Here is a 12,880-nt window from a genome sequence, read left to right on the forward strand (position 1 = left end):
TACATGGGGGTCATTAAACGCTACATGGCTTTTGTAACACCGTATAAAAAACAGATTGCATTGACAATGATCATCGGGATGATCAAGTTCTCGATTCCCTTAACATTGCCTCTGCTTTTAAAGTATGTCATTGATGATGTCATTCAAGGCTCGGGGTCGGCTGAAGAAAAGACATCATCTCTACTGATGATTATGGGAATCATGCTCGTCTTATTTTTAGTGATGAGACCGCCTGTTGAATACTATAGACAATACTATGCGCAGTGGACAGGCAGTAAAGTATTATTTGATATTCGGGAAAAGCTGTTTTCGCATATTCAAAAGCTCAGCCTTCGTTATTATGCCAACACGAGAACAGGAGAAATCATTTCTAGAGTCATCAACGATGTGGAGCAGACAAAAGAGTTTGTCATCACAGGTCTTATGAATATTTGGCTTGATTTGATGACCGTGCTCATCGTGATCGCCATTATGTGTACACTGGACATCAAGCTCACCATTGTGTCTGTCATTATTTTTCCGTTATATGCGTTTGCAGTGAAGTTTTTTTACGGCAGGCTGCGTAAGCTGACAAAAGAGCGGTCACAGGCGCTGGCTGAAGTGCAAGGGCATTTGCATGAGCGGGTACAAGGAATGCCGGTTATTCGGAGCTTTGCCATTGAAGAATATGAACAAGAGAATTTTCATGATGAAAATAAAAATTTCTTAAACAAAGCGATCAATCATACGAATTGGAACGCCAAAACATTTGCCGTTGTCAATACTATTACTGATATTGCACCGCTATTGATCATTGCATTTGCTGGCTACACCGTCATTAATGGATCACTTTCGATCGGGACCATGATTGCCTTTGTCGGTTATATTGACCGGATGTACAACCCGATTCGCCGCCTCATCAACTCATCCACGACTTTAACTCAGTCAGTAGCGTCAATGGATCGTATCTTTGAATTTATTGATGAGCCATACGAGGTAACAGATCGGCCGAATGCAAAAGAAGCCGATCATTTAAAAGGAGAGGTCGAATTTAAACATGTGTCATTTCGTTATGAACACACGCAGGAAGAGATTCTTCGCAACATCTCCTTAAAAGTAGAAAAAGGACAAACGGTTGCGCTTGTAGGAATGAGCGGTGGGGGGAAGTCCACTCTCGTCAGCTTAATTCCAAGATTTTATGATGTGACAAACGGATCACTTGAAATTGACGGCATTGATATAAAAGAGTACAAAGCAAGAAGCCTTCGAAATCAAGTCGGAATGGTGCTGCAGGATACATTCTTATTCAGTGACACGATTAAAGAAAACATTGCCGTTGGAGATCCAGAAGCCTCTTTTGAAAAAATCGTTTCGGCTGCAAAAGCGGCAAATGCCCATGATTTTATCATGTCTCTTCCTGAGGGATATGACACGAAGGTAGGAGAACGGGGCGTGAAGCTGTCAGGTGGTCAAAAACAACGGATTTCTATTGCAAGGGTCTTTCTAAAAAATCCACCGCTGTTGATTTTAGATGAAGCAACGTCTGCATTAGATTTAGAAAGTGAACATTACATTCAAGAAGCGATGCAAAAGCTAGCAAAAGACCGCACAACCTTTATTGTCGCGCACCGCTTATCAACAATTACACATGCTGACCTCATTGTCGTCATGGAACAAGGTGAGATTGTGGAAAAAGGAACACACGAAGAATTAATGAACAGAGAGAGCCACTATCGCCATCTTTTTACCATTCAAACATTAAATTAGTAGAAGCCTATCCGATTCTAGCGGATAGGCTTTTTTATGCTTGTCAAAAACATGACATATTTCCCAGCTTGTCTCAATACAATTTTAAAAAGTATGACGGGGTGGTGAATATGTGAAAGAACAAGACGTGCTGCTGGATGTCAAACAGCTGTCCATTGCATTTCAGCAAAAAAAGCAAAAAGTACCCATCGTCCATCACATATCGTTCTCGATTCAAAAAGGAGAAACCTTAGGAATTGTTGGCGAATCTGGCTGCGGGAAAAGTATCACATCTATGTCATTAATGGGGCTGAACCAGCAAACAGAGACAACGGGAGAGATCCAATTCGAAGGGCAAAACCTGCTGTCGCTTTCAGAAAAACAGTGGCGAGAAATAAGAGGAAATGACATTTCGATGATATTCCAGGAACCAATGACCTCTCTGAACCCATTAATGACCATTGGCAAACAAATGACAGAAGCCCTTTTCACACATCAAGCAATCGGTCAAAAAGAAGCAAAAGCGAAGGCGGTTGATCTGCTTCAGACCGTCGGATTGAAGCAAGCCGAATCATTGCTTAAAAAATACCCGCATGAATTATCAGGCGGCATGCGTCAGCGTGTGATGATTGCGATGGCGATGCTTTGTCACCCAAAGCTCATGATCGCAGATGAACCAACAACTGCACTTGATGTGACCATCCAAGCGCAAATCCTTCGCCTGCTCAAAAAGCTGAACGAAGAGATGGACACCGCTATTTTATTTATTACCCATGATCTAGGCGTCGTACGGCAAATATGCCAGCGAGTCATGATTATGTATGCTGGTCGAATCGTAGAAGAAGGAACCGTTGACCGTATTTTTCAAAAACCTCTGCATCCCTACACAAAAGGTCTTTTCGCCTCAGTTCCATCGTTCAAAGAGAAAAAAGAAAAGCTTATCTCTATTGCAGGTCATGTACCGAAGCCAGGGACCATTCGATCCGGCTGTCAATTTGCCGCGCGCTGCCCCTATCAAATGGCGCAATGTCTTGAAGAAGATCCCGTTTTACAATCCATTGAACAGGATCACCGCGTGGCGTGCTTTCTTATGGAAGGAGGAGAAGACACTGAGTCACCCACTCTTGCAAGTGAATCAGCTGACAAAACGGTATGACACAGCCGCTTTTTTTTCTAAACATAAACACTCGACTTTGGCTTTAAATCAAGTGTCCTTTCACGTGAAGGAGGGGGAAACGCTTGGCATTGTTGGTGAATCAGGCTGCGGGAAATCAACACTTGGCAAAAGCTTAATGAGATTAACTGAACCGACGTCAGGCTCTATTCAACTGAAAGGGCAAGAGGTCACTCTTTTGAAAGAAAGAGAGATGCGTTCTTTAAGAAAAGACATTCAAATGATTTTTCAAGATCCATATGCTTCATTAAATCCACGTATGAAAATCAAAGATATTTTAGAGGAACCGCTCATTGTTCATCGACATGGGGCGAAAGCAGAAAGACGGAAGCGGGTAAAAGAAATGCTGCATATTGTCGGTTTTGATCCTTCCTACGGGGAGCGTTATGCGCACCAATTTAGCGGCGGACAAAGGCAGCGTATTGGGATCGCTAGAGCACTCATTACCCATCCAAGTCTTGTCATTGCCGATGAACCGGTTTCAGCTTTAGATGTATCCGTTCAAGCGCAAATTTTAAATTTGATGCTTGAATTGCAAAAGACGCTTTCTCTGACGTATCTATTTATTTCTCACGATCTTGGCGTTGTCAGGTATATGAGCGACCGAATCGCCGTCATGTATGCTGGACGCATTGTCGAGATGGGGCCTGCCGAAGACGTATTTCACAGCCCGCTTCATCCTTATACATCGCTGCTTCTGAAATCCATTCCACATATGGATCACGAGCTAGAGACGCAAGATGTGTCGGCAGAAGAGTCTGCAATGACGCCAAGCGGCGGTTGTCCTTTCTACAAAAGATGTCCAAAAAGGTGGGAGAAATGCTTGAAAGCAGCACCTGCTTTGTATGAGGAGGAACCGGGGCATGCGGCGGCGTGTTACTTATATCAAAAGGAGGAACACAATGAAGAAGACATGGTTATTCAGTAGTTTCATTTTTGTGCTGGTGCTTGCACTATTTTTGGGGGGATGCTCGTCCGCTCCGTCATCAGAAGAGAAGGCAACAAAAGACACTCTCGTATTTGGCAGAGGAGGAGACTCCACTTCACTTGATCCAATCACAACAACAGAAGGCGAAACCTTTAAGGTCACAGAGAATATGTTTGAAAAGCTTTTGAATTACGGTGAGAAAGACACGACCATCCACCCAGGTCTCGCAACAGACTGGGATGTTGCAAAGGACGGAAAATCATACACATTCTACTTAAGAGAAGGTGTGAAATTTCACGATGGCACAGACTTTAACGCAGAAGCAGTGAAATTCAACTTTGACCGCTGGATGAATGGTGATGCAGAAAAATTTCCTTACTATGGCATGTTTGGCGGCTATAAAAAAGATAAAGGACATGTCATTAAAGACATCATCGTCAAAGGTGAGCATGAAGTAGAATTTCAGCTAAAGCGCCCGCAGGCGACATTTCTTAAAAACATTGCCATGTCACCGTTTGGCATCGCAAGTCCTGCGGCTGTTGAAAAAAGCGGCGATTCCTTTCGCGAGAATCCAGTAGGAACAGGACCATTCAAATTTAAAGAGTGGAAACAAAACGACCGTATCGTATTAGAAAAGAACGAAGATTACTGGCAGAAAGATAAACCAAAACTGAATCAAATCATCTTCCGCTCGATCCCAGAAAACTCGGCTCGCTTAAATGCCTTGAAAACAGGCGAAATCGATTTGATGGATGGTGTGAATCCGTCAGATTTAGATGGCATTAAAACGGATAAAGCACTCCAGCTCATTGAAAGACCATCAATGAACGTAGGCTATATCGGACTGACTGTCACAAGAAAGCCGCTTGATAACAAGCTTGTTCGTCAAGCGCTCAATTACGCGGTCGATAAAGAATCCATTATTAAGTCATTTTATGGCGGACTTGCCGAACCAGCAAAAAATCCTCTTCCTCCAGCTTTAGAAGGCTACAATGACGACATTGATCCGTATCCGTATGATCCCGAAAAAGCGAAGGAACTTTTAAAAGAAGCGGGCTTTCCTGACGGCTTTCGCATCAAGCTTTGGGCAATGCCTGTACCGCGTCCATATATGCCAGATGGGATGAAGGTAGCAGAAGTCATTCAATCAAACTTTGAAAAGGTCGGCGTCAAAGCAGAAATTGTGACATATGACTGGGCGACCTATTTAGATAAGGCAAGTAAAGGAGAAGCGGATGTGTTCTTGTTAGGCTGGACAGGGGACAATGGCGATCCTGATAATTTCATCTACACACTTTTGGACAAAGACAGCATTGGCGGCAACAACTATACATTCTTCGAAAACGATAAAATGCACGACATCCTCATCGAAGCGCAAACAGACACAGATCAAAAGAAACGAAATGAGCTATATCAAAAAGCGCAGGAAATCATTCATGATGAAGCACCTTGGATTCCATTGGTGCATTCGATCCCAATGCTTGCAGCATCTAGTGATTTAAAAGGCTACCAGCCGCATCCAACTGGTTCAGAAGCTTTGACTGACGTGTATTTCGAATAAGCAAATAAGGGAGATCTTGCATCTCCCTTATTCAAACAAAGAAAAGGCGGTGAAAGCTGTTTGTTTGCTTATTGTATGAAGCGGGCAGGAATGCTCATCCCAGTATTGATCGGAATGACATTGGTCGTGTTTTCAATTATACGGTTTATTCCAGGGAACCCAGCACAGGTTATCTTAGGACAGCGGGCAACGAAAGAAGCAGTAGAACAGTTAACCATCCAGCTCGGTTTAAATCAGCCTTGGTATGTTCAATACGGACATTACATGCTGGGCCTTTTAAAAGGAGATTTAGGGACTTCGATACGAACAGGAGCGGCTATTGCCCAGGAAATGAAACCATACTTATTTGCGACGTTAGAATTAACCTTTTTTGCCATGGTGCTGGCGATCGTTGTGGGGGTAAATGCCGGAATCATCAGTGCTTGGTTTAAGCATTCTTTCTTTGATTATGTCGCGATGTTTATTGCACTCATTGGAGTGTCCATGCCGATTTTCTGGTTAGGCTTAATGGGGCAGTGGCTGTTTTCGATTGAATTAGGTATTTTACCGACAACGGGCCGTGAAAACGTCAGAAATCCAGTGGAGTCAATCACCTATATTCATACGCTGGATACGCTTTTGCAAGGCCGGTTTGATCAATTCACTGACAGCATCAAGCATTTGATCTTACCAAGTACAGCACTTGCCACAATTCCTGCTGCGATTATTGCGAGGATAACAAGGGCAAGTATGCTGGAAGTGCTTCATTCAGACTTTATTCGAACAGCAAAAGCAAAAGGTGTACGTTCATTTTTCATCATTTATCAGCATGGGTTGAAAAATGCGCTTATTCCGATCTTGACGATTATTGGTCTTCAGACAGGCCTCTTGCTAGGCGGAGCCATTTTAACAGAGACCATTTTTGCATGGCCGGGCATTGGGCGGTATATATATGACGCCATCAGCTATCGTGATTACCCAGTCATTCAAACTGGCATTCTCGTTGTTGCGCTCATATTTGTCCTGATCAACTTCATTGTGGATATCTTGTATGCGGTCATTGATCCAAGGATTAAATATTAGGGAGGGAGAGTGATCACATGGAAGCACAAAAAGAGCTTGAACCACCTCAACCAAAAGAAGAACGCTCTCATTCATTGATTCTTGAATCGATGAAGCTGTTCTTTCAGCACAAGCTGGCGGTCATTGGCAGTGTGATTGTCTTTTTATTTCTGATCTTAGCAATATTCGCACCGCTCATTGCTCCTTTTGGAATCAATGAACAATCTCTCGGTGAGCGATTTAGTGCACCATCAGCTGCGCACTGGTTTGGTACAGATGATTTCGGCAGAGATATATTCTCAAGAGTTGTGCATGGCGCGCGGATTTCCTTATGGGTTGGTTTCTTCTCGGTTCTCGGGTCTGTCATTTTAGGCACACTGCTTGGATTGATTGCAGGCTATGGCGGTAGAGTGCTAGATGCTGTGATCTCGAGAGTATTTGATATTTTACTCGCTTTTCCTAGTATTCTACTGGCGATTGCGATCGTCTCCATCTTAGGCCCCTCCTTACAAAATGCCCTTATTGCCATTGCGATTATTAATGTCCCAACCTTTGGACGGCTCGTTCGTTCAAAAGTGCTGAGTATTAAACAAGAAGAATACGTGCTAGCAGCAAAGGCGGTTGGGATGTCACACCGCCGCATCGTGCTGCATCACATTCTGCCAAATAGTATGGTGCCGGTCATCGTACAGGCGACGCTTGCGATCGGAACAGCGATTATTGAGGCAGCAGCTTTAGGTTTTTTAGGATTAGGTGCACAGGCACCAAGCCCAGAGTGGGGGAAAATGCTTGCCGATGCGAGACCTTATCTCGTTCAAGCCCCTTGGACATTAATTTTCCCAGGTGTCGCGATCATGCTGACAGTTTTAGGTTTTAACCTGATGGGAGATGGATTACGTGACACACTGGATCCTAAAATGAAGAAAATAAAATAAGACCAATTCTAGGAATTGGTCTTTTCTGTCTATGCTTCTTTTTCTTCTGTCTCAATTTCACTGTCTTTTGGGTGATACGTCTGGAAGCTTGTAATCAATGTATCTAAATGCTCTAGTTCATCACGGTATTCGATGATGCTGGACATAACATTTAGCATATTGTAATCGAGCAAGTCATTTTCTTGGTTTTGCTGATGCTGGATAAATGATTTCGTTAACGTTTCAAGACGAAGAGAGCATTCATTTTGAAATTCATCGTCCTGCGGTTTCATTTTACCGACGAATTTCATCAAGGTGCGCTCATGCCAATACAGTAAGTAATCAATTTCATCTGTTAAGCTTTCCCTGAAATGCTCTGGCATCAAATGAATTTCATTTTCTAATTTATGAAGCTTTTTCAGCAAGTAAAGAGCGCGATTCGATGCCATAATGGCCTGTCTAAACAAAACGAGCTTTCTTGATTTTACATAGGTTGTTTTCTTTAAATAGCTTCGTTCCTCTTTGTATAACAAGTAAATGTGATCTAATTTGATCATGCGTTCTTTTATTTGATCGATGTCATCCTTTAAAGTGGAATGATCAGTAGACTGTCTGGAGCTCAGACGGATCCATTTTAAAATCTCCTCCGTATTTTCCATAATGTGATGAACAAGCTTTGTTTCATACTTTGGCGGCAGGAAGATTAAATTCACTAAAAATGAAGAAAGAACTCCTAACACCACAGTAGCTGTTCGAATTAAGGCAAAGGAAAGGAAATGATCCCCTGCACTTTCTAAAATCGCAATGACGGTTACAAGTGCAATTGGAATCGTGTGTTCAATCTTCAGCTTTAAATTAATGGCGATGACCATGACAGCGGTTAAACCGATAATGACTGGTCCAGTGCCAAAAAGCAGGCCGAACGTAATGGCAAGTGCTGCTCCGATAATATTGGCTTGCACTTGATCAATAATCGTTAAAAAAGATCGATAAATAGATGGCTGGATAGCAAATACAGCTGCAATTCCCGCGAAGACGGGCGTTGGCAACCCAAGCCATGTTGCCAGGTAAAGCGCGAGTACAATGGCAATACCGGTTTTTAAAATACGGGCTCCAAGTTTCATTGGTTTTGTCCCTGCATTCCTTTCTTTTAGATAATAGATGATCACTCGTCATTTATTATAAATATTTTGATGAACAACTAAGTAATATACAGCGGTCTTCCGAAATATTCAAGTGATTTTTGAAAGTTCATGAAAACATCAAAAGAAGGTATTGAGAAGAAATGTAACAGATTCACACGCTTTTGACAAACAAGAGCTGATAAATAAAAAAACAGGCGCATCTTTTTACGCCTGTTTTTGACCCTATTATGATTGTTTCAACTGTTCAAACGCATGATCTACTGCTTGTAGCGTCTTAGAAATATCTTTTTCAGTATGTGCGATCGTTAAGAACCAAGCTTCATATTTAGAAGGAGCGAGGTTAATCCCTTGCGAAAGCATTAATTTAAAGAAGCGGGCGAACATTTCGCCATCCGTATTTTCAGCCTGCTCATAGTTTACAATGGTTTCTTTTGTGAAGTAGACAGTAAGAGCCCCTTTTAAGCGGTTCACTGTAATATCTACTTGATGTTTTTTTGCATGGGCTAAAATGCCTTCTTCTAGCATAGCGCCAAGCTGATCTAGACGTTCGTAAACACCATCTTGTTTTAACACTTCCAAGCAGGCAATACCAGAAAGAATGGATGCAGGATTTCCTGCCATCGTGCCAGCTTGATAGGCCGGTCCAAGAGGAGCGACTTGCTCCATAATTTCTTTTTTACCGCCATAAGCACCGATCGGAAGTCCGCCGCCAATGATTTTTCCTAATGCAGTGAGGTCAGGTTTTACTTGAAGCAAGTCCTGTGCGCCTCCGTACATAAAGCGGAAAGCTGTAATTACTTCATCATAGATCACAAGTGCGCCCTTTTCATGAGTGAGGTCATTGACTTGTTGCAGGAAACTGTCCTTAGGTTCTACGATGCCGAAGTTCCCGACAATTGGCTCGACAAGGACAGCTGCGACTTCATCGCCCCATCGATCCAATGCTTCTTTGTAGCTGTCAATATCATTAAATGGAACGGTAATGACTTCATTGGCGATGCTTTTTGGTACGCCGGCTGAATCAGGGGTTCCTAAAGTGGAAGGACCAGAGCCAGCTGCCACAAGTACAAGATCAGAGTGACCGTGATAGCACCCGGCAAACTTAATGATTTTTGTTCTGCCTGTATATGCACGTGCCACACGAATCGTTGTCATCACCGCTTCAGTACCTGAATTGACAAAGCGAACTTTGTCCAAAGCAGGCATGGCTTCCTTCAGCATTTTAGCAAAAGTGACTTCATGCTTCGTTGGCGTTCCGTAAAGAACGCCTGATTCAGCCGCTTTTGTAATCGCTTTTGTAATATGAGGGTGGGCATGTCCTGTAATAATGGGGCCGTATGCTGCTAGATAATCGATATAGCGATTACCGTCAAGATCCCAAAAATAAGCGCCTTCTCCTTTTTCCATAGCCACGGGTGAACCGCCGCCTACTGCCTTATATGAACGAGAGGGGCTGTTGACACCTCCAACAATATGCTCCAGCGCCTCTTGATGTAATTTTTCTGATTCTGTGAATTTCATAAATAGCCTCCTATCTCAACGTATCACGTCGTCTATCATTATTTTAACATGCCAATGCAAGCGTCCTTAGTTGAATATCCTCTCAAAATTGGATAGGCTATTTAAAAAATAGGTTGGAGGGATTGTGTCATGACAATCGAAGTAGGCCAGCAAGTACCTGAAATCGAATTAACCGGTGACAACGGGGAGAAAGTAAAGCTTTCTGACTTTAAAGGAAAACATATTGTCCTTTATTTCTATCCAAAAGATATGACACCCGGCTGTACAACAGAAGCATGTGATTTCCGCGATCGCCATCAAAGCTTTGCAGAATTAGATGCTGTCATTATCGGCGTAAGCCCAGACAGTCAGGACAAGCATCAAAAGTTTAAAGAAAAACATGATTTACCGTTCTTACTTCTTGTAGACGATGAACAGAAATTGTCTGAAGCCTTTGGAGTATGGAAGCTGAAAAAGAACTTTGGCAAAGAATACATGGGCATCGAACGTTCAACGTTTCTTATTAATAAAGAAGGAACGCTTGTGAAAGAGTGGAGAAAAGTTAAGGTGAAAGACCACGTAGAAGAAGCGCTTGAGGAACTAAAAGCTCACGCTTAATATCATCACAGGATAGGACCGGCACACATGCCGGTCTTTTTTGTGAAGAAGAATAGGTAAAAAAGAGGATTGTAATTGACAAAGATTCGGCTCTGGGGGTACACTATTTATAAAGATTATAATATAAGAATATTTTTGAAGAGAGGTGCATGATGAAATGGCTGCTCACGAACTAAAAGACGCTTTAGATGCTTTAAAAGAAACCGGTGTTCGAATTACTCCGCAGCGCCATGCCATCTTGGAGTTTCTCGTAAATTCTATGACTCACCCAACCGCGGACGATATATATAAAGCACTTGAAGGTAAATTTCCAAATATGAGTGTCGCAACGGTTTACAACAATTTACGAGTCTTCCGGGAATCTGGATTAGTAAAGGAATTAACGTACGGTGATTCCTCAAGCCGATTTGATTTTGCGACATCTGACCATTACCATGCGATTTGTGAAAACTGCGGAAAAATAGTGGACTTTCATTATCCTGGCCTTGATGAAGTTGAACAGCTTGCATCCCATGTGACGGGCTTTAAAGTCAGTCATCATCGCTTGGAGATCTATGGGACTTGTCAAGAATGTGCGAAAAAAGAAAATCATTAATGAAAAAGCTGACCGGTTAAATGGTCAGCTTTTTTTATGACTTTTTTCGATTGTAGGATTCATCAAACTCTTTGCCTTCTAATGCTGGATCGAGTGTAAGCGGCTCTCTGCAATGCATACACATGTCCACCCGTCCAAGCACTTTTGTTTCCTTCTCACAGCCTGGACATACGACACGGACTGCCTTCGTAGAAAGCATACCGATCCAAAAGTAAACCACTGTACTCAATCCGATCGATAAGACGCCGAGCAGCATAAAGAAAGTCGACAGCCAAATCGATTCCTTGAAGAACACACCGATATACATGATCAGAAAGCCAACAAAAACCAAACTAAGTGCAAATGTTCTGATTTTATTAATCTTACTGGAGTATTTCGCCATCCCTAGTCCCCCTTGTCTCCAATATAGCACATTTTACCTTTCCGTTTGAATTAGATATAGAGTTTTGTGAATAAATTGCTTATAATGGTTCAATGATCTTTTTTCTTGAATTGAAGGAATTTTGATTCTATGAGGAGAAATACATAGCATTAGAGAAGAACTTTACACCCGAGTATTGGAGGAATCACTATGGAAAATCTTCTCCGTCCTATTTATCAAGAGAGAGCAAGTCATCCAGACACATTGGCTGTGATTATAGTAGAAAGAAGACACAAGGTATCTTCTGAGACGGATAACTTTGATGCAGCACTTCTAGTCATTGTAAAAGAAGCGGAAGAGCCGTTATTTATCAAGCACTATGAATCGGATCACCAAACAGCTTCTTTAAATGTTGTCACAGATGAGCAGTTGAAGGAATGGATTACCCTTGGCACGAACCGCCGAATCATTGATTGGATTTTGAATGGGAAAGTCCTATTTGACCGAAATGAATATATTTTTAACTTAATTGATGACCTGAGTACATTCCCATTTTCAAACCGCAAACTTAAAATCGGTTTAGAATACGGCAAGCTAATTCGCAGATATATAGAAGGAAAAGCATTTTTTGAGTCAAATCAATTCCTTGATGCATATAATTCAATTGTGCATGCGCTGCATCATTTGGCACGTATTGAAGTAATCGATAAAGGCTTCCATCCAGAAGTGACAGTTTGGAATCAGGTGCGACATATGGAACCGGAAGTTTATAAACTTTATTCAGAACTCATTGAAAGCCACGAAAGCCTTCATAAGCGTTTGGAACTTTTATTTTTAGCAAATGACTTTTTGATCCATTCAAAAGCAGAAATTGGTGCCGCTCATTTGCGTCATGTCATGGAACAGCAAGATATATGGCTTTTTGGCGAGCTGCTCGCGCATCCTGACCTCAAGTATTTCACGCCTGACCTTAGCGTCATGATTGATTTCTTTGTGGAAAAAGGAATTGTCCAAGTGGAGCCGATTGAGACAAAGGGACAAAAAATCTATCATCGAGGATATTTTGTGAAAAAAGATATTGACGCCTGAATATTATGATGGTATATTATTATACGTCGCTAATGAGCAACCAAGTTGCTTTGAAAGAAAAGCTGACAAAAAGAAATTCTAAAAAACACTTGACGCACACAGCGTCGAAATGTTATATTGAGAAAGTCGCCTCTGAGAGACGGCGGAGATGATCTTTGAAAACTAAACAAGACAAAACGTACCTGTTAATTCGAGTTTTTATAAAAAAATCCTATGAAATATCATAGGT

Annotated in this window: 12 protein-coding genes; 9 read left to right on the top strand and 3 right to left on the bottom strand. The window is 42.0% G+C overall.

Annotation, left to right across the window (positions count from 1 at the left end; translation table 11 throughout):
* The first annotated feature begins 3 nt into the window (after positions 1 to 3).
* From SB660_RS12565 to SB660_RS12590, 6 genes are all read left to right on the top strand, one after another.
* Positions 4 to 1,746 carry an ABC transporter ATP-binding protein gene (locus SB660_RS12565; RefSeq protein WP_410582798.1) on the top strand — a complete coding sequence of 581 codons (1,743 nt, stop codon included), beginning with the start codon at positions 4 to 6 and terminating at the stop codon, positions 1,744 to 1,746.
* Positions 1,747 to 1,858: 112 nt separating this feature from the next.
* Positions 1,859 to 2,881, top strand: a complete 1,023-nt coding sequence (locus SB660_RS12570) for an ABC transporter ATP-binding protein (RefSeq protein ID WP_061407158.1) — start codon at positions 1,859 to 1,861, stop codon at positions 2,879 to 2,881.
* The gene (locus SB660_RS12575; RefSeq protein ID WP_410582801.1) at positions 2,850 to 3,827 is read left to right on the top strand and encodes an ABC transporter ATP-binding protein; all 978 of its coding nucleotides are present in this window, start codon (positions 2,850 to 2,852) and stop codon (positions 3,825 to 3,827) included. The genes SB660_RS12570 and SB660_RS12575 overlap by 32 nt, the downstream gene beginning before the upstream one ends.
* A complete protein-coding gene (locus SB660_RS12580; protein WP_058015786.1) occupies positions 3,802 to 5,388 on the top strand; it encodes an ABC transporter substrate-binding protein in 1,587 nt (528 codons plus the stop codon). The genes SB660_RS12575 and SB660_RS12580 overlap by 26 nt, the downstream gene beginning before the upstream one ends.
* 60 nt (positions 5,389 to 5,448) lie before the next feature.
* Complete coding sequence (locus SB660_RS12585; protein WP_003217874.1) at positions 5,449 to 6,450, top strand: ABC transporter permease; 1,002 nt, start codon at positions 5,449 to 5,451, stop codon at positions 6,448 to 6,450.
* Between the two features lie 17 nt (positions 6,451 to 6,467).
* Complete coding sequence (locus SB660_RS12590) at positions 6,468 to 7,364, top strand: ABC transporter permease (protein WP_410582803.1); 897 nt, start codon at positions 6,468 to 6,470, stop codon at positions 7,362 to 7,364.
* A 29-nt stretch (positions 7,365 to 7,393) separates the two neighbouring features.
* On the opposite strand, the gene SB660_RS12595 is transcribed toward SB660_RS12590, so the two are convergent.
* Both SB660_RS12595 and SB660_RS12600 read right to left on the bottom strand, forming a co-directional pair.
* On the bottom strand, positions 7,394 to 8,467 hold the full coding sequence (locus SB660_RS12595; protein WP_058015788.1) for an FUSC family protein: 1,074 nt from the start codon (positions 8,465 to 8,467) through the stop codon (positions 7,394 to 7,396).
* Positions 8,468 to 8,713: 246 nt separating this feature from the next.
* The gene (locus SB660_RS12600) at positions 8,714 to 10,009 is read right to left on the bottom strand and encodes a glutamate-1-semialdehyde 2,1-aminomutase (protein WP_410582805.1); all 1,296 of its coding nucleotides are present in this window, start codon (positions 10,007 to 10,009) and stop codon (positions 8,714 to 8,716) included.
* A 129-nt stretch (positions 10,010 to 10,138) separates the two neighbouring features.
* Between SB660_RS12600 and bcp the strand changes: the two genes are divergently transcribed.
* Together bcp and perR are read left to right on the top strand one after the other, a co-directional pair.
* The gene (gene bcp, locus SB660_RS12605) at positions 10,139 to 10,606 is read left to right on the top strand and encodes a thioredoxin-dependent thiol peroxidase (protein WP_012009346.1); all 468 of its coding nucleotides are present in this window, start codon (positions 10,139 to 10,141) and stop codon (positions 10,604 to 10,606) included.
* A 157-nt stretch (positions 10,607 to 10,763) separates the two neighbouring features.
* On the top strand, positions 10,764 to 11,201 hold the full coding sequence (gene perR / locus SB660_RS12610) for a peroxide-responsive transcriptional repressor PerR (RefSeq protein WP_012009347.1): 438 nt from the start codon (positions 10,764 to 10,766) through the stop codon (positions 11,199 to 11,201).
* Between the two features lie 34 nt (positions 11,202 to 11,235).
* Here the strand turns inward: perR and SB660_RS12615 are convergent, their stop codons facing one another.
* On the bottom strand, positions 11,236 to 11,583 hold the full coding sequence (locus SB660_RS12615) for a YgzB family protein (RefSeq protein WP_003217804.1): 348 nt from the start codon (positions 11,581 to 11,583) through the stop codon (positions 11,236 to 11,238).
* A 189-nt stretch (positions 11,584 to 11,772) separates the two neighbouring features.
* Between SB660_RS12615 and SB660_RS12620 the strand changes: the two genes are divergently transcribed.
* On the top strand, positions 11,773 to 12,651 hold the full coding sequence (locus SB660_RS12620) for a nucleotidyltransferase-like protein (protein WP_003217861.1): 879 nt from the start codon (positions 11,773 to 11,775) through the stop codon (positions 12,649 to 12,651).
* Positions 12,652 to 12,880 lie beyond the last annotated feature (229 nt).

The sequence above is a fragment of the Bacillus sp. SIMBA_005 genome (genome assembly GCF_046535585.1).
Classification (GTDB): Bacteria; Bacillota; Bacilli; order Bacillales; family Bacillaceae; genus Bacillus; species Bacillus pumilus.